This window comes from Phycisphaeraceae bacterium (assembly GCA_019636735.1).
GTDB lineage: Bacteria > Planctomycetota > Phycisphaerae > Phycisphaerales > SM1A02 > VGXK01.
The window spans coordinates 383,824-400,527 of the sequence record JAHBWY010000003.1 but is presented as its reverse complement, the minus strand read 5'-3'; the positions used below and the strand labels follow the sequence as shown (position 1 = coordinate 400,527).

The window sequence follows — 16,704 nt, the reverse complement described above, 5'->3', positions numbered from 1 at the left end:
ACCGTGGCGCAGGTGCATGGACCGGCACGCCTCTTCCGACTGCGAAGGCCGGCGCTCCTCCAGGCGCAGCCGGGCCGATTCGTGCCGTTGTCGGTCGGCATGGACGAGGTCGATCAAGCGTGGAGCTGCGCGTGCGAGCGCAATCCGCGTCTCTTCGATGGCCCGCTCTGGCATGTCGCCGGCTGCTCGCGGAACGGCCATGGCGGTGTGACGCTCCATGTCATCGAGTCGAGCTATCGCTTTCACGCGGTGCGGGCGATCGGCGTTGAGACGGGCGTGCGGCCGCTCGGTGTGAAGGGAATCGTGTGGCGCAACGATCAGGTGCTCATCGGCCAGCGATCGAGCCTTGTGCATGCGGAGCCGAACCGCTGGGAGTTCGTTCCGGGCGGCACGCTCGAGCCGGGCGTGCAACCGGCCGTCGCGGTCACTGCCGAACTGAGAGAGGAGGCACGGTGGATGCCGACTCGCACGCCCGTTCCGACCGCGCTCCTCTTCGATGATGCGATGTGCACCTGGGAGCTCATTCACGAGCTCGATGCGACTCCGATCCCGACGGAGGAGTTCAAGGCGCCACCGATCGAGTCGTGGGAGTTGAGGCGACTGGCCTCGGTCTCTCCAACGGAGGTCCCGCAGCGGCCGTTGACCCGCTCGGCGCAATTGATGCTGCCGCTGCTCTGGCCAAGGCGACCCTGGTCAGGAGTGCAGTCATGGGAGTCGCCAGGAGCGCCGCCAGGAGCGCGGTCGTGAGTGGCGCACCGAAGGGCCCCGTCGCGGTGCTCGCCGGCTTCCCGCTCCTTCGACGGAGCGAGCACGAGGTTGTCATCGTGAAGCCCGCGGACCTTCCGAGCGAGATGAGCGCCGATCGTGACGATCGCTCGGTTGTTGCGCGACTCCGCAAGGCGCTCCCCGGCTGCGAAGTCGAACTGCCGCACCGCCTCGATCGACCCACGCGGGGCCTGCTCGTCGCGGCGCTGTCGCGCGACGCCATCGCGCGTCACAACGAGCATGTGCGAGCGCGACGCTGGCGGAAGTTCTATCTGGCGCGCGTGGCGGCTGGGGCGTCGCTCGTCGGCGAGCACCGCGCCTATCTCCGTCGGCGCGGACGCCTTTCGACGGTGGTGCGATCGGGTGGAGATCCGTCCCACCTCGAAGTTCTCGCCGAGGCGCCGGCGCCTCAGTGGCCGGGCCAGCGGCACCTTCTCATCCGACTCGACACCGGCCGTTACCACCAGATCCGGGTGATGTGCGCCGAACTCGGCTTCCCGCTCACGGGTGATGAGGCCTATGGCGGTCGACCCGGGAGCTTCTATCTGGAGCACGCGCTCCTCGAGCTGATCGACCTCGATCGCAATGAGCCCGCTCGCGTGTTCTGGGCCGACGATCCTCAGCGCGAGGCGATCTCAGCGGACCTCGCCTCGGCCCTCGCGAGCATCGCGGCGTCGGGCTGATCGGAGGCAAGGAGCTCGCGGCCTTCCCACGCACGCACCCAGCGCACCTCGCCGAGGGCATTCGTCACGAGCTGGCTCGTGAGCATGCGCATGCGCTGTGTTGCACCCGAGTCGAGCGGAGCGTCGGCAATGCCGCGCATCTCCGCCGGGCTCAGGAGATCGACAAACCCAGGTGTGCGCTCGAGCAGCGAGAGCGAACTGGCGAGCACCTCCATGCCGAAGGTGCGGTCACCGGGCTCATCCCATGGCCACGCGAAACCGCCTCCTCCGTAGAGACCGAGTTCCCCGCGACTCAGGACGAGCAGTCTGATGACGACATTGGTGCAGCCCTTGCGCGCCGGCGTCCAGCCCGGTCGGGGAAGCCAGAGCATCTGGATGTGCACCACCTGCCCGGTCAGCTCTCCACCGCGAGCGAGTTCCTCCGGCGAGAGATCGGAGAGGTAAAGCGACGCGCTCGCGGGCTCGTTGTCATACCAGGCGTAGGGAAAGGTGAAGGGCAGGGCGGCGGCATCGTCGCCCACGCTCTCAGTCACAAGTTCCCGTGCTCCGAAGTGGCGCTGGATGAAGGTTCCGCACCCCGTGGACGCGAGCACCATGATCGCGGCCGAACAGAGGAGCGCGCTGCGAAACAAGCGGCCGACGACCCACGAGAAGCCCCACCGGGTCACGGTCGGGCCCTGCCTCGATCGGATTCAATCGATCGCTCCGCCCGCCGAGCGCCACCGATGAATCCGGGGGCGTCGATCCCGAGCGCTTCGAGCGCATTGCGTTCGACGATGGCTCGCAGCGCCGCACGGGGCACGGCGGGCAGTTGCGTGCCATGGGCGAATGACTGGAGCGAATAGATGCACTCGATCATGCGCGCCGGCAACTCGAAGGGGAAGCCGCTGCCGAAGAGGATGCGCTCAAGAACGCCATGCGAGGATGCGGCGAGCAGCGCCTGATGGAGATCCCACGGTCGCGACGCAAACCCCGAGATGTCGGCGTAGACGCACTCGTGCTTGCCGAGCAGCTCGAGGCACTCGTCGATCCATGGCCAGCCGAGTCCGGAGATGACGATCGGCAGGCGAGGGAAGGTGCGGGCGACTTCATCCCACGCGGCGGGCCGATCGAACTCCAGCACTGCGCTCGAGACCAGCGGACCGCAACGCGAAGAAAGCACCGGAAGTCCCAGTCGCAGGCAGCGCTCGTAGACGCGCATCGCCACTGAGTGAGCGGGGTGGAAGCCCTGCGAGGCAGGACTCACCGTGACGCCGACCAATCCAAGGGCCACCGCGCGATCGACCTGGCCGAGCGGATCGGGTGCCATCGGGTCGACACCGCCGATTCCGAAGAGGCGCTGCGGATCGCGTCGGACACACTCGGCGATGAACTCGTGCGGAACACACGCGCCGATCAAGTCGCTGCGGTAGCCGAGCACCGCGGCGCCGGAGAGGCACTCGACCGCCGGAGCGAGCGCCGTTGGCGTCGCGTCAACGCGAAGCCATCGGCCGGCGTGCCGTCGTGCAATCTGATCCCAGAGGGCCTGCCCGAGTTGCTCGGGCGTCTTCCAAACGCGCGTGTGGAGGTCAATGATCATTGAGGGTTTCGGGGCGAGGCGTCCCTGCCTCGGTGGCCGAAGTGCGGAGCATAGCGAAGCTCTCCTTGGATGCGAAGACCCGCAGGCAAAGTCTCAAAACTCACGGGCCTGGGGCCCGCGGGGCGGGAACTTCAGCCGTGGTCACCACCGCGATCCCCATCGAGAGCGATTGTTGCCGGATCGCCTGGAAGCCCAGCTTGCGGAGCAGCTCCGCGAGCGCGTTGCGATCCAGGAATGTCTCCACGCTTCGAGGCAGGTAGCGATAGGCCCCCGAGCGATCGCGCGCAATCAGCGTGGCTGTCCACGGCATGATGACCCGCGTATAGAAGCGGGAGAGTTGTCGGATGATGGGCACGCGCGGCTCATCGAACTCGAGAATGATGAGTCGGCCACCGGGCTTGAGCACGCGCTGGAACTCTCGAAGCGCCCGCGACGGATCGCTGACATTCCGCAGTCCGAACGCGATCGATACGCGGTTGAATGAGGCATCGGGAAAGTCAAGCGCCATCGCATCGCCCCACTGGAATCGAGGCGATGTGCCACTCGTCCGTGCCGTCGACTTCTGCCGAGCGATGTCGAGCATCGGCTCCGTGAAGTCGACGCCAACGACCTCGGCCGCTCCGCCCGCCGCCATCGCGAGGGAGAGATCGCCCGTGCCGCAGGCGACATCGAGCACGCGGGCGCCCTCAAGCGGCGCCGCGGCTCGCACGGCGCGGCGGCGCCAACCCTGGTCCATGCCGAAGGAGTGAAGTCGGTTGTTCAGGTCATAGCGGGCCGCGATGGCCGCGAACATCCGCTGGACCCGCTGCGCCTTCTCCGGATCGCGATGGGGATCCGCAGCAAGGTCGTCCGGAGTCCACGCGGCATCCGATTCAGCCGGGGCATGACGCAGGCCGGGAGGGGTCATTGGAGCCCCTCATTCTCCGCGAACCGCCGCTTCGAGGGAAGTTGGGCGGCGATAACGCGCGGAACGAAGTCCAATAATCCGAGATTTTGGAGCACTCTACGGTCGCTCGGCGGGCGGCCGATGGAGAGGCTCGCCACGCGGACGAGTAACCGTCCCGCAACAGCACACGACTCCCCTCGACTCTCAACACCAGACAGGAGACCCGAACCATGCAGACGACCGCCGTCATCGAGCAGTACTTCAACCTCCTCCTCACCGGCGACCGCGTTCGCGTGCGCCACTTCGTTGGTCGCGTGCTCGCGTCGGGCGTCACCCCCGCGCAGTTCGCCAACGATGTGATCTGGCCGGTGCATGAGACGCTCTTCAAGCATCATCGGAGGGATGAAGTCTGTCCGCTCGCGTTCAACTACGCGTTGCGACTGCTGCGGACGACGGTGGATCAGCTTCAGTCGGGCTACGAGCAGGCTCCCCGGCGCGGGGAGAGTGTCCTGCTCTTCGGCGGTCGCGAGGAGATCGATGACCTCGGCGGCCAGCTCGCGGCGGATTTTCTCGAGGCGGCGGGCTGGGATGTGTGGTTCGGCGGACCGCTGCCGGCCACCGATGATGTCGTCGCCGAGGTGCATTCGCGGCGGCCGAAGTGGCTCGTCATGTTCTCACCGGCCAAGGAAGACACCGCACGGGCGCGCGAGGTGATTCACACGGTGCGCTCGATCGGGGGGCATCCTGATCTCCTGGTGGCCCTGGGTGGCGGCATCTTCAATCGCGCTCCGGGGCTCGCTGAAGAGCTTGGCGCCGATGCATCGGCGAGCACTCCCTTTGATCTTGCTGACGAACTCGCCTCGACCAACCGTCGCGCCACCGCGTCGCGACGGGGCCTTGCGGCCTCCTGCGGCAGTGAGACTCCGACCGCGCGACACTCCGACTCGCGCCGCTCGGCGTCGGCCGCCGACGGGGAGGGGATCGCCTTCGATCGCCACCGGGACGCAGCCTGAGCACATTTCTGCGGGGCGGAGGGGAGAGGCCCTTTCGGCGAAGTTCACGGCCTAGATCGCAAACATTCGATGAAGAAGGGTCGGCCTCCAACGGGGCCGGCCTTTCTTCGTTGGGAGAGTGGATAACCGCAGCGGTGTGCGGGAGTTGTCGCCCGCAATCGCCGTCAGAAACTGGAGTTGTGACGATCTGGTGACGCACCTCTGCGGGTAGCCTTGCGAACTGTTTCCTAGACCACCGGTACAGGAGAACGACCCATGGATGACAAGGTCGAGGAACTGAAGCTCGTTCGGCGTGCCCGCCGGGGCGATCCGGCCGCCATCGAAGCGCTGATTCGGGCTCACCAGGAGCAGTTGTACGGCTTCATGCTTCGCTTGTCCGGGCGCCCGGAGGTCGCCCAGGACATGGTGCAAGAGGCCTTCGTCCGGGTCATTCGCTCGATCGATCGCTTCGACGATCGCTTCCGCTTCAGCACATGGCTCTTCACGATCGCGCGGCGGCTCTTCGTCAACTACATGCAGAAGATGCGGCCGGCGAGCGACTCCGAGGCGATCGGCCGCTGGCAATCTGACAGCGAGACGCCCGGCTCGATCACGGCCAACGAGGAGACCCGCAAGCATCTGCGTGATCTGCTTGATCGCGCGATCGAGACACTGGGTCCGCTTCAGCGCGAGATCGTGCTGCTCTTCCATCAGCAGCAGTGGTCGATCGGTGAGATCGCCGGAACGCTCGGCATCCCCGAGGGAACGGTCAAGAGTCACCTCTTCCGGGCGAGGCGCCGTATGCAGGCGTTCATTGAATCCGACGCGCGCGATGCGCGAATCGCGCGGGAGGCGCTCGCGTGATCGACGGCGGACCGCATCATGACCCTCGGGAGCATCCTGCAGAGGATGCGCTCCTTCGGCAACTGCTCTCGGAGCTGGCTGCGGGTCGTGAGCGCGCGCCCGACCTGACCGATGCCGTGATGGGTCGCCTCGGCTTCGTGCGTTGCTCGGCGCTTGAAGCGAGCCGCGAGCGCCGCGATCGAATGTTGCGTCGCTGCGGCATCCTGGCGCTCGCGCTTCTGGCAGCCTTTGCGGGATACCTCGTTGCTCCGCGTGGTGAAGCCGTCGCGCCGCAGGCGCTCGCGCCCGCGGTTGGCGGAGTCATGGAGCGCAAGGGCCAGAGTTTCGCAGCCATCGTCGACGGCCTTCCTCGCTTCCGCGTGAGCGAAGCCAGCTGGAGCCAGGCGCCCGGCACCATGCCGATGGTGCCGCTGCCCGCCTTTGTCGAGTGGCGTGTGCTCGTGATTCCCATGCCGGTGGTGGAGCAGCCCGTGGCCCCCATGCCCGACTTTCTCGATCGCGATTGCCCTTCGCTTCGGCGCGCGGCGGCGAGTGTGCCCTTTCCCCAGACCTGAGCGATGCCCTCGCTGTGCCTTCACCGTCTCGTGACCTCCTGCGTGCTGGCGTGCTCACTGGCGTCGCCGCTCAGCGCGTCGGCGCCGCCATGGTCGGGCGCAGAGCTTCTGCCGAGCGATGTCGATCTCTTCGTGCATGTCGACAACGCGTCGCGCCTGCGCGGGGAGCTCTCCTCGCTGCCGTTGGCCGACGCGGTGCATGCGTCGATCATCGATGACGAAGTTCGCGCGCGGTGGGCGGCGATCGCGCGGCGCATGGGTCGCAGCGGCGAGCAGTGCTTCGACGATCTCTTCGGCAATGACATGATGATGGCTCTTCGGCGCATGCCCGGCGGTGCGCCGAGCGACTGGATTCTTGCGACGCGAGTCGATCCGCGCACCTTGGAGCGCGTGGTCGAGCGGCTTCGGCCGCGCCTCTGCGGCAGAGGCGTCATGGAGTTCCCATGCCAGGGGGTGGCGGCATGGTGGTCGGAGCCGATGCTCTACATCGCTCCAAGCCAGTCATCGCCGCTCTTCGCCGAGGTGATGGCCCGCGCGCAGCCTCAGACGGTGCTCGCGCGGCAGGATGGTGCACGACGGAGGACCTCGGGCATCGGTGCATCTCAGGCGTCGATCGCGGCGCCGGCGGAGTCGACCCCCGGAGCATCGAGTTCGAGCCCGCTCGTCGATCTTCCGATCATCCAGTCGGCCATCGGTTGGCCCTCCTCCCGAGTGCAGATCTACTCCCGGCATCGCGGCTGGCTGGGAGGCGAGGCGGTGCTCACACTTGAACTTCGTGATGAGCAGGCGATTGTCCGGGCGCGCGGCAGTTTCGATCACCTCCCCGCGTTTGGTGCGCCATTTGATGAGACGCCGCTCGACACCACGCTGCTGGCCCGCTTCGAGTCGATGGCGACTGCCACACTCGTGCGCCCGCTCTGCGCCGGGGCGATGTCGCCCCTCATGCAGCAGGTCCTTCCTGAGTCCATGCCCTGCGAGGGCATGCGTCGAAACGCGGGCGACCGCATGGTCATTGTCCTCGGCGATGTCGATGGTGGACCGGGACTCGACTGCAAGGTGCCCGCATTCGCGGTGGCCTTCGAGGTGCGCGAACCCTGCGAAGGTCGACGCCTGCACGAGGCGATGATTCGCAAGGCCGTCGAAGGTTTCAACACCCGCTACGCGAAGACGCTCGGCGGCGAGATCACGCCGCCGATGGTGGCAGCCTGCGCGGACATCGAGGACCCTCGTCAGTGCGATCTCTCCCGGCAGGTCCGCCTGCTGACGGGCGATCATCCGCTTTTCAGGACCGTCTCGCTCCACTGGCGGGCGGTCGCTGGTGACACCTGCAACTGGCAGCTCTATGCGACGCATCGCGAGTGGCTTGACCGTGTGGCCCAGCGGCTCGAACGAGCGGAACTGGCGCACCCCGAGTTGAGCGGTGGTGCCTCGGCGCCGCCGAGCGGCTTCCCCGCGGGCACGCAGGGTTTCCTTCGAGGAGGTCGCGCGTCGACCATGGTCCAGAGCTGGGATGGCGTGGCCGCCAGCTTCGTCGAGGGCGACGCCACGCGCTTCCGCGAGGCTTTGCGCCTGCTCTCCTCGATGCTGCGTGGTGTGGAACAGGTGCGATGGCGCCTGGAGCGCGAGGACGATCGCACCATGGAAGCGGAGTGCTGGATCGACTTCGCCGCAGTGCGGACGCCGTGAGTCGCTCGCGAACGCTTGACCTTCCCGCCCGTGCGGCGCGATCGGCGCTGACGGCCACGATTGAATCAGCGCTGCGTGCGGCGGGTGTGCACGAGCACGGAACGATGCTGGTGGCGATCAGCGGAGGCGTGGATTCAAGCGCGCTGCTGGCGCTGGCCGCAGGGGTGGCGCAACGCAACGCCTGGCGCATCGAGGCGGCCACCGTCGATCATCACCTGCGAAGCGAGTCGGGCGGGGATGCGGCCCATGCCATGGCGCTCGCGGAACGGCTCGGGGTGCCTGCTGTCACGCTCGATGCGCATCCGGGCGGCGGCCCCGGGGCACCCGCGCGGGCGCGAGCGGAGCGCTATCGCCTGCTGGCCGAGCACGCGCGGGCGAGGACACTGAGGGCCGTCATCACGGCGCACCACGCTGAGGATCAGTGCGAGACGATGTTGCTTGCGCTCCTGCGCGGCGCGGGACCGAAGGCGGCGGGAGGCATGCCGCTCAGGCGCAGGCTCGGCCAGGGCGTCGACCTCATCAGGCCGCTCCTCTCGGTCTCGCGAGGCGACCTCGAGCGCCTCTGCCGCAGGCTCGACATCGAGTGGCGCGAGGACCCTTCGAATCGCGATCCGCGCGCCCCACGAGCGCGCCTTCGCGGGGCGGTGTTGCCGGAGTTCGAGCGGGTGCGGCTCGGTGCGGTGAAGCGCATGGCTGCGGCTGGAGACCTCCTTCGCGCAGCGGGGGCGCTCTTCGAGCGGCGAGCGGCTCGCGCGCTGAAGCGTGCGCTACTGAGCGACGCGTCGGCACGAGTGAGCAAACCACCGGGGCCGCCTGGCGATGTGTCGAGACGAGCGATCAAAGCGTCGGGGCGGGCCGGTGATGTCTCGTCGCGAAGTGATGACGGGCCTGGGCGACCTTGCGACGCGCCCGCGCCGACAGTTTCATATGACCGCGGCGCCCTTGCCTGTCACCCCGCGCCGCTTCGACTCACGATGCTGCGACAGATGATCGCCGCGTCGGGTGACCGCGCCGCTCGGCGACTTCTTGAAGCGATCGATGCGGCGCTGATCGACGGCCGCGAACATGGCCGCCGATGGCGCAGTCGCGGTGGCGTCGAGATTCGTCTCTCCGCCAGGGTGATTCGGATCACGGCCCCAGCAGGCAGCGCTCCGGCTCGAGATGCTCGACGCAAGTGATTCGTCCGTTCTCGACGACGAGCACCATCGGAAGGTGTCTGAAGTACGCGGGACCTTCGGGCAGCACCAGCCGCCGGCAGTCGAGGCATTGCACACTTTCGGGCTGATCGCTCTCGATGAGCCGAGCCTCTCTCGGGGGAGGCACTTCGACGGCGATCACCTCGGGGTGCGAACCATCGCTGAAGAAGGTCCTGAAGAGATCGTGGCAGCGTCCACAGCGGGCGGAGTGGAAGACGACGAGGTGGCGACCTTCGAGTGAATCGGCGGTGAGTCGAGGAAGGACTCGTCCGAGGCCCGCCGAAGGAATCGTGTCGCCGATCCACTGCTCGGGGTTCGGGAAGACGAACTCCATCTCGCCGCTGGCGGCAGCCTGGCGCGGATGCGGCCGATCGCCAATCGGCAGGCGCGCCGTTGCGCCCATCGAGAAGAGCAGCAGACCCACGACCGCAAGGGCGCTTCCGAGACCGGGACGACGCCGCGCCAACTCATCGGGCCGCGGCCACCAGCGATCGCGGGAGGCGAAGAGAGCGCCGGAGACGACCAGTGCGGCACCGGGTCCGACAAAGAGGTCGATCGACGCGCCACTGCCGAGACGGGCCGTGACCTCCGCAATCGACGCGAACATCAGCCCGAGCAGCGCCACGAGCGCCGTCCATGTCGCCGCGCGCCCGCAAAGGAGGATCACCAGCCCGAAGGTCAGTTCGACGGCCGCGAGCAGACGCAGCGCACGCTCCGCATCGAGGTCAACGCGCTTCGCGAGATTCCAGATCCAGAGTGGAAGCGACGCCTCTCCTCCCGCCAGGTGCGAGAGCGCCGCGCCGAATGCCACCAGCGCGGCGGCAACGCGCAGGACCATGAACGCGCTCACCCTTGGCGAAGATCCGCTCACGGGTGGAGATCACCCGCCGCCATCGATTCAGGAGGCATCGAGCGTGGCACGAAGCGCGGCTTCGTCATCGGCGTTCTCGCAGGCCGCCACCACCACGCCGTTGACGATCGTGAGGATGATCGGCGGCGTGAGCACATAGTCGGGACCATTGGCACCTCGCATCAGCGATGTCCTGACGGCGTCGGTCACTCGATTGGGAAGCGGCGCCCCCGTTGAATCGGGAACGGTCACGAGCAGCGTCCGAGTCTCGAGGGGTCCGGCGAAGTGGCGGTTGAGCACCTTCTGGCAGTGATCGCAGTCGACCCGATAGAAGACGACATGCCACTTGCCCTCATCGAGTCCGTCGGGGAGGGGCCGCTCGAGCAGGTGCATCATCGGTTGTGCTGAGAGGCGCTGACCGACCCATTTGCCGAACTCGGGCAGGTAGAAGCCGCGCGGTCGGGCGGGCGGGTCTGGCCATGGTGGCGCCGCGGCCACCGGAGGCGAGGCGGTTCGTGCACCGTCGCCGCTCGCTGGCGCCGTCGGCACCTCGGTCAATCCGGTAGTGGGCGAGGTCGAATCACTCACGGGCGGCGCCACCGAGGCGGGCTGGTTCGGCGTGGCCGGTTCGCCAAATTCGATCTTGACATCCTTCTCAGGGAGACCGAAGGCGAGCGCCACTCCGAGCAGGGTCGAGAAGGCGAAACCGAAGCCGCTCGCGCCGCGATGGGCCACGGGGAAGATGGCCGCGAGAAGGAAGAGCCCCGAGTCGATCGCGAGCATCCACCGTGGGCTTGGACCGGCGGCGCCGAAGCATCCGCACTTGTCCTGTCCCGTCACGATCAAGGTCGTGAGGATGGCCATGAAGAGCCCCATCACCGCCAGCGAAAGCAGCCGAGAAGCCCTGGGCAGCATGATCATGGCTGCGGCGAGCACGAACTCAACCGCGATGATGCCTCGCAGGGAGGCATGCATGAAGTCTTCAAGAGAGCCTGGGCCCACCATCATGTGCATGTCGCGAATGACATCCTTGACCGGCTTCGGCAGGAGATTCGGGTTGCGCTCCGCCAGTTTGAAGCCAGCGCCGGCGATGATCCAGAGCGGAATGACTCCGCGGCAGATGAACGAGCCGATGATCTCGGGCGTGGTCAGGGGACGCTCGGCGGCTTGCGCCTGGTGGGACTTCGGCGATGAACTCATGGTGGTGGATGGAGCGAGGGCGTAAGTCGAGAGCGAGTTGACGAGATGCTCGGCGCCGAATGCGCCACAGGTCGATCGATCAGCCGGGAATTCGAGCGGCGCTCGCCAGAGCGGCGGAGTGCTCGAAGACCTCGCAGATCATATGAATAGCCATGAGATGGGCCTCCTGCACGGCGGCGGAGTCACATCCATGCAACGCGACGGCGCGGTGGCACAGCGGAAGGGCGGGGCCGCCTTCGCCGCCGAGAAGCCCGAGGCCGTGCACGCCGAGTTCACGGGCGACTTCGAGTGCCGCGAGAATGTTCGGACTTCGCCCGCTGGTCGAGAGCACCATCAGGCAGTCGCCCGCCCGACCAAGCGCCTTGAGCTGCCGCGCAAACACCTGCTCATAGCCGAAGTCATTGGCAATGCAGGTGAGCGCCGTGGGATCGGCATTCAGGCAGATCGCGCGGAGGGGAGGGCGGTCGTGACGGAAGCGTCCGATGAGCTCTTCGGCCAGATGCAGCGCCTGCGCCGCCGAGCCACCATTGCCGCAAGTGAAGAGCGTGCCACCTGCCGCGAGGCTCGAGGCGATGGCATTGATCACCTCGGCGAGTGGTTCCTCGGCGGCTTCGAGCGCTTCGATGCCCATGCGGGCCTGCACCAGCCGCCGAGCGATCGAGGGCCTGGGATCGCTCATGTGGTCATGCTACATCCACAGCCTCACCTCTGGCGAAGACGGGGGGTCGCGGAGAAGATGAACGCGTGCCGCTCTTCATTCACACCAGCACCATGCCTGTCTCCGCCGAGCGGCTCTCCGCGTGGCACTTCGCACCCGGCGCGCTTGAGCGCCTTCTCCCGCCGGGAGTTCGCGCGACCGTGGAGTCGCACGCGGGCATCGCCGAAGGCTCACGAGCAACCATCGTCCTCAGGAAGGGGCCCTTTCGAAGCGCTTGGACCGCTGTCCATCGAGAGGTGATTCCAGGCGAGCGCTTCACTGACGAGATCGAGAAGGGGCCCTTCCCGCGCTGGAAGCATGTGCACCGTTTTCTCCCCGAAGGCCCGACGGCGAGCCGGCTGGAGGATCATCTCGAGTATGAACCACCGGGGGGGCGAATCGGTTCGGCGCTCCTCGGGCGCTGGGTGCGCAGTCAGTTGCGACAGACTTTCGACTTCCGCCATCGACGGACGGCGAACGATCTTCGGCGCCACGCGGAATGCGTGACTGCGGAGCCGCTGCGCGTGGCCGTCAGTGGAGCAAGCGGACTGGTGGGTTCGGCGCTCGTGCCGTTCCTGACCACCGGCGGTCATCAGGTGCGCAAGATGGTGCGCACGACTGCGCCCCATGCGGAGAGCCGCTTCGATATCGCATGGGACCCTTCGGCGAAGAAGATCGACGCGAATGCACTTGAGGGACTCGACGCCGTCGTCCACCTTGCGGGAGCGGGCATTGCCGATCGCCGCTGGAGCGCCGCGAGGAAGGAGGAGATTCGGCGCAGTCGCGTGGATGGAACGCGCCTCCTCTCGGAGACGCTCGCCTCGCTCTCCGCACCGCCGCGGGTGCTCGTCGCGGCGAGCGCGATCGGCTGGTACGGCGATCGTGGTCCGCGCGTCGTCGATGAACGCGACGAGCGCGGCAGCGGCTTCCTCTCCGAGGTCTGCGCCGAGTGGGAACAGGCGACACGGGCCGCCGAGGATGCGGGCATTCGAGTGGTCCATCTCCGCATCGGGATCGTGCTCTCGACCCGGGGCGGAGCGCTCGCCAAGCTGGCGCCGATCTTCAAGCTCGGTGGCGGCGGTCCGGTGGGTTCTGGGCAGCAGGGGATGAGCTGGATTGCGCTCGATGATCTTCTCGGGGCGATTCTCTTCTCGATCGTCACCCCCAGCGTGCATGGCGCAGTGAACGCGACGGCGCCTGAACCCATGTCGAACCGCGACTTCGGGCGGACTCTGGCGCGGGTGCTCCGACGGCCCTTCCTCCTTCCCGCCCCGAGCTTCGGCATGCGCGCGCTCTTCGGGGAGATGGGCGATCAACTGCTCCTGCGCGGCGCGTTCGTCAAGCCCGCGCGGCTCATGGACCATCGCTTCCGCTTCGACTTCCCGACGCTGGAGCCGGCGCTGCGCTTTGAGTTCATGAAGTTCCAGGATTGAGTGCGGCCGCGCCGCACGGAGCCATTGCGTGCCTTCCACCATCGTCTGGTTCCGACATGATCTTCGCATCGACGATCACCCGGCGCTGCGAAGCGCGGCGGAGCGGGGCGCGGTCGTCGCGCTCTTCATCCTTGATGACGCCGCCGAGGGGGAGTGGCCCGCGGGTGGTGCCGCTCGATGGTGGCTGCATCACTCGCTCGTTGCACTTCGGGCGAGATTGTCGGCGCTGGGGGCGAAGCTTCTTGTGCGGCGCGGCGCGGCGGCAGGCATCCTCGCCGAGGTCGCATCCGCGAGTGGCGCCGATCGAGTCGTGGCGAGCGCTCGCCACGAGCCAGCGGCCATCAGTCACGAGCGGCTTGTGGCGGCGGCGCTCGCGCGGCGGGGAGTCGAGTGTGCATTCATGCCCGGCGCTCTCCTTCATGAGCCCGCGGAGATCCGCAGCGGCTCGGGAACGCCGTTCAAGGTCTTCACCCCGTTCTGGAAGGCGTGCCTTGCCCGCGGCTTCGACACGGTGCCACTTCGACCTCCGGAGCGACTCGAGGATGGCTCGCGTGGGCTGAAGGAGGGTTCGATCGACGAGCTCGGTCTTCTGCCGAGCATTCCGTGGGCCGCCGAGTTCCCGAAGCGCTGGCAGCCCGGGGAGGAGGGGGCGAAGGCGCGCTGGACGCGCTTCGCGGCCGCGGCGATCACCTCGTACGCCGGTGATCGAAACCTCTGCGGAGCTGAGGGAACGAGCGGACTTTCGCCGCATCTTCACTTCGGCGAGATCTCGCCTCGTCGCCTCTGGCACGAGGTCGCGAAGGTCGAACATCGGCTGCGGCCGGGCGACTCGCGCGGTTCCGCAGGCGATGGAGTGAAGGCGGCGCTCGAAAGCCTGCGCGTCTTCCGCGCGGAGATGGGCTGGCGCGAGTTCGCGCACCATGTGCTCATCCATCAGCCGAAGACACCGACTCAGCCATTGCGACCGGAGTTTGCAAGCTTTCCTTGGCGCCGCGATGCCGTGCTCCTTCGCGCCTGGCAGAAGGGGTTGACTGGCTATCCGCTCGTTGACGCGGGCATGCGGCAGCTTTGGCGCACGGGATGGATGCACAATCGGGTGCGCATGGTCGTCGCGAGCTTCCTCGTGAAGCACCTGCTGCAACCGTGGCTCGATGGTGCGAGATGGTTCTGGGATACGCTCGTCGACGCCGATCTCGCCAACAACACGCTCGGCTGGCAGTGGACCGCGGGATGTGGCGCCGATGCAGCGCCGTACTTCAGGATCTTCAACCCAGTGAGCCAGGGGGAACGCTTCGACGCGGACGGCGCCTATGTCCGCGAGTTCGTGCCTGAGCTTGCGAGACTTCCGGCGGAGTGGATCCACCAGCCTTGGGAAGCTCAGCCCGCCGTTCTTCGCGCGGCAGGTGTCGAGATCGGTCGAACCTATCCAGCACCGATCGTGGAGCACGCCTCGGCACGGGCCAAGGCGCTCGACGCGCTCGCGGCCGTCTCCCCCTTGAAGGAGAAGTCGGGATGAGCATTCGTGGTATCAGCCAGTTCATGGTCGATCATTCCCTTGACCGTGAGCGATCGCGCCGCGCCGATGACGCCCCTCCTTCACTGGCGCAGGACCGGCGCTTGATGAATCGGCGATCGAGACGCCGCGGAATTGGGCGGTTCAATGGCGGGATGGTCGCGCTCGTGCTGATGATGGCAACCGCCGGGGTCGAGCGATCGGCATCGTCCGCTCAGCCCGTCACGCCGCGAGCGCCGCAGGCCGCACCGGCGAACAACGCCGTCGACACGAGCGATCGACCGACCTCCCGAGCCGACCTCGCCGCGGCGCTGATCCGCTTCGAGCAGGCGCTCGCCCTCGCCGCTGCACTCCTGCCACACGGCGGTGAAGCGCACGAGTCGCTCATGCGCGACATGAACGAGCGCTTCGACCGGCTTACGCTCGGCTTCTTCGCAGGCCGCATGGATCAGGCGCGATCGCAACTTGAAGACCTCACCAAGTCGCTCCTTGAGCGGTTGGGGATCGCGCCGGATACGGCCGCACTCATCGCGCGCGGAGACGGGACCTGTGCTCCCGGGCTGATCAATGCGCAGAAGGGAGCAACGGTGGAAGTCTCTCTCGGACGCCTCGCACCGGGCGCGTCCCTTGCCGAGAGCGCCCGCTCCGGAGTCCTTGCCGGATCCTGCGCCGTTGGCGTGGCCGTCGACTTCGGCGCGGATGGTCGTGCGACGGTGATGATCACGCCCCTCTCGTCACCCTGTCGCCTTGAAGTCCGGCTCACCGGTGTCCCGCTCGCGGTCGCTCACCTCGATGCGATCGACGGAGAGGCGGAGGCGTTGCTCGCTCGCCTCGATTCGAAACTTGCCGAGATTCGCGCTCGTGCGGAGGCATCCCGCGCAAGTGCCGACAACCCCCCGTTCGCCATCGACCCTCATTCGCTCATTGCCGTGGAGTCGCGCGTCGAGCTCCTTCGTGGCATGATCGACGCGCGAACGGCCGAAGCACCCGCGCGGCGCTCGCGCCTCGCGATGCAGGTCGTCGACATGGCAGCGCACGCCACCGCTGTCACGAGGGAACTTGAAGCGCTGCTTGAAGGCCGGGATCCCTATCGCACCGCGACCTTCGATGGTTGGCGCGAGTTCGACTCGAGCGGAGTGCGGATTCCGATGCGCGTCTTCGCGCCGTCGCCCGATGGGGCCGTCTGCGGCCAGGCCCGCCCTGAAGGCCCGATCGCACCTCGGCCGCTTGTCATCGCACTCCACGGCGCCGGTGGTGATGAGAACATGTTCATGGAGGCCTACGGCGCCGGCCTTCTCCGCAATCTCGCCGAGGAACATGGATTCGTGGCGGTGTCACCGCTGACAACGGTCTTCGCGACTTCTCCGCTTCATTTTGATGCACTGGTTCGTGAGATGGAGCGCTGCCACGGCATCGACCCCGCGCGAGTGATGATCCTCGGGCACTCGATGGGCGCGGGGGCGACCGCGTCGATTGTCAGCCAGCGAGCGGAGTCGATCGCGGCGGCGGCGATGATGGCCGGTGGTGCCTCGATCTCGGCGCGAGGCGGCGGTGTGCCGCCGATCCGCATTGACGCGGGGGCGCTCGATCCGCTCATTCCCGCGTCCCGTCTCGCCCGGGCGGCCGAGGAGATGCGGCGAGCCGGGCTCGATGTCGTCTTCACCGCCCACGAGGGGCGCGGCCACACGCTGATCGTCGGTGAGGTGCTGCCCGAGGTCGTCGCATGGCTCCTCAACGAGCGTGCGAGCGACCAGTCGCGATAGGACGAGTGCTCCTGCGGCGTGGTGTCGCCTTCGAGGAGCGTGC

16 protein-coding genes are annotated in these 16,704 nt (G+C 67.5%); 10 read left to right on the top strand and 6 right to left on the bottom strand.

The genetic code is table 11. The features are described from left to right. Positions 1-3 precede the first annotated feature (3 nt). On the top strand, positions 4-747 hold the full coding sequence (locus tag KF724_05740) for an NUDIX domain-containing protein (GenBank protein ID MBX3355183.1): 744 nt from the start codon (positions 4-6) through the stop codon (positions 745-747). Continuing rightward, positions 744-1,448, top strand: a complete 705-nt coding sequence (locus KF724_05735) for an RNA pseudouridine synthase (protein MBX3355182.1) — start codon at positions 744-746, stop codon at positions 1,446-1,448. Before KF724_05740 ends, KF724_05735 begins: the two co-directional genes overlap by 4 nt. Here the strand turns inward: KF724_05735 and KF724_05730 are convergent. The 3 genes from KF724_05730 to ubiE form a co-directional block, all read right to left on the bottom strand. Further along, on the bottom strand, positions 1,385-2,044 hold the full coding sequence (locus KF724_05730) for a hypothetical protein (GenBank protein MBX3355181.1): 660 nt from the start codon (positions 2,042-2,044) through the stop codon (positions 1,385-1,387). The genes KF724_05735 and KF724_05730 overlap by 64 nt on opposite strands. A 68-nt stretch (positions 2,045-2,112) precedes the next feature. Then, positions 2,113-3,027 (bottom strand): amidohydrolase family protein, encoded by a 915-nt coding sequence (locus KF724_05725; protein MBX3355180.1) that lies wholly within the window; start codon positions 3,025-3,027, stop codon positions 2,113-2,115. 100 nt (positions 3,028-3,127) lie between these two features. Then, a complete protein-coding gene (ubiE, locus tag KF724_05720) occupies positions 3,128-3,934 on the bottom strand; it encodes a bifunctional demethylmenaquinone methyltransferase/2-methoxy-6-polyprenyl-1,4-benzoquinol methylase UbiE (GenBank protein MBX3355179.1) in 807 nt (268 codons plus the stop codon). Between the two features lie 209 nt (positions 3,935-4,143). Between ubiE and KF724_05715 the strand changes: the two genes are divergently transcribed. The 5 genes from KF724_05715 (at position 4,144) to tilS (ending at position 9,187) form a co-directional block, all read left to right on the top strand. Then, positions 4,144-4,926, top strand: a complete 783-nt coding sequence (locus KF724_05715; GenBank protein ID MBX3355178.1) for a hypothetical protein — start codon at positions 4,144-4,146, stop codon at positions 4,924-4,926. Positions 4,927-5,181: 255 nt separating this feature from the next. After that, the gene (locus KF724_05710) at positions 5,182-5,769 is read left to right on the top strand and encodes an RNA polymerase sigma factor (GenBank protein ID MBX3355177.1); all 588 of its coding nucleotides are present in this window, start codon (positions 5,182-5,184) and stop codon (positions 5,767-5,769) included. Then, positions 5,766-6,323, top strand: a complete 558-nt coding sequence (locus KF724_05705) for a hypothetical protein (protein MBX3355176.1) — start codon at positions 5,766-5,768, stop codon at positions 6,321-6,323. The genes KF724_05710 and KF724_05705 overlap by 4 nt, the downstream gene beginning before the upstream one ends. Positions 6,324-6,326: 3 nt before the next feature. Continuing rightward, entirely contained in the window at positions 6,327-8,009 is a 1,683-nt protein-coding gene (locus KF724_05700; protein ID MBX3355175.1) for a hypothetical protein, read from the top strand. Beyond that, positions 8,006-9,187 (top strand): tRNA lysidine(34) synthetase TilS, encoded by a 1,182-nt coding sequence (gene tilS, locus KF724_05695; protein MBX3355174.1) that lies wholly within the window; start codon positions 8,006-8,008, stop codon positions 9,185-9,187. The genes KF724_05700 and tilS overlap by 4 nt, the downstream gene beginning before the upstream one ends. Here tilS and KF724_05690 read toward each other — a convergent pair. The 3 genes from KF724_05690 to KF724_05680 form a co-directional block, all read right to left on the bottom strand. Beyond that, positions 9,138-10,076, bottom strand: coding sequence for a hypothetical protein (locus tag KF724_05690; GenBank protein MBX3355173.1), 939 nt, complete (start codon positions 10,074-10,076; stop codon positions 9,138-9,140). The genes tilS and KF724_05690 overlap by 50 nt on opposite strands. A 27-nt stretch (positions 10,077-10,103) precedes the next feature. Then, complete coding sequence (locus KF724_05685) at positions 10,104-11,255, bottom strand: hypothetical protein (GenBank protein MBX3355172.1); 1,152 nt, start codon at positions 11,253-11,255, stop codon at positions 10,104-10,106. 79 nt (positions 11,256-11,334) lie between these two features. Continuing rightward, positions 11,335-11,934: an SIS domain-containing protein gene (locus tag KF724_05680; GenBank protein ID MBX3355171.1), complete on the bottom strand. Its 600-nt coding sequence runs from the start codon at positions 11,932-11,934 to the stop codon at positions 11,335-11,337. A 65-nt stretch (positions 11,935-11,999) separates the two neighbouring features. Between KF724_05680 and KF724_05675 the strand changes: the two genes are divergently transcribed. Genes KF724_05675 through KF724_05665 form a run of 3 tightly spaced genes read left to right on the top strand, consistent with a single transcriptional unit; the run spans position 12,000 to position 16,661 of the window. Then, positions 12,000-13,385, top strand: a complete 1,386-nt coding sequence (locus KF724_05675) for a TIGR01777 family oxidoreductase (protein ID MBX3355170.1) — start codon at positions 12,000-12,002, stop codon at positions 13,383-13,385. 28 nt (positions 13,386-13,413) lie between these two features. Next, entirely contained in the window at positions 13,414-14,901 is a 1,488-nt protein-coding gene (locus KF724_05670; GenBank protein ID MBX3355169.1) for a deoxyribodipyrimidine photo-lyase, read from the top strand. Continuing rightward, complete coding sequence (locus KF724_05665; protein MBX3355168.1) at positions 14,898-16,661, top strand: dienelactone hydrolase family protein; 1,764 nt, start codon at positions 14,898-14,900, stop codon at positions 16,659-16,661. The genes KF724_05670 and KF724_05665 overlap by 4 nt, the downstream gene beginning before the upstream one ends. The last annotated feature ends 43 nt before the right edge of the window (positions 16,662-16,704 follow it).

Coding starts and splice junctions, on each gene's coding strand:
- KF724_05665 (MBX3355168.1), top strand. CDS start 14,898: ATGAGCATTCGTGGTATCAGCCAGTTCATGGTCGATCATTCCCTTGAC.
- KF724_05680 (MBX3355171.1), bottom strand. CDS start 11,934: ATGAGCGATCCCAGGCCCTCGATCGCTCGGCGGCTGGTGCAGGCCCGC.
- ubiE (MBX3355179.1), bottom strand. CDS start 3,934: ATGACCCCTCCCGGCCTGCGTCATGCCCCGGCTGAATCGGATGCCGCG.
- KF724_05730 (MBX3355181.1), bottom strand. CDS start 2,044: ATGGTGCTCGCGTCCACGGGGTGCGGAACCTTCATCCAGCGCCACTTC.
- KF724_05715 (MBX3355178.1), top strand. CDS start 4,144: ATGCAGACGACCGCCGTCATCGAGCAGTACTTCAACCTCCTCCTCACC.
- KF724_05685 (MBX3355172.1), bottom strand. CDS start 11,255: ATGAGTTCATCGCCGAAGTCCCACCAGGCGCAAGCCGCCGAGCGTCCC.
- KF724_05710 (MBX3355177.1), top strand. CDS start 5,182: ATGGATGACAAGGTCGAGGAACTGAAGCTCGTTCGGCGTGCCCGCCGG.
- KF724_05725 (MBX3355180.1), bottom strand. CDS start 3,027: ATGATCATTGACCTCCACACGCGCGTTTGGAAGACGCCCGAGCAACTC.
- KF724_05700 (MBX3355175.1), top strand. CDS start 6,327: ATGCCCTCGCTGTGCCTTCACCGTCTCGTGACCTCCTGCGTGCTGGCG.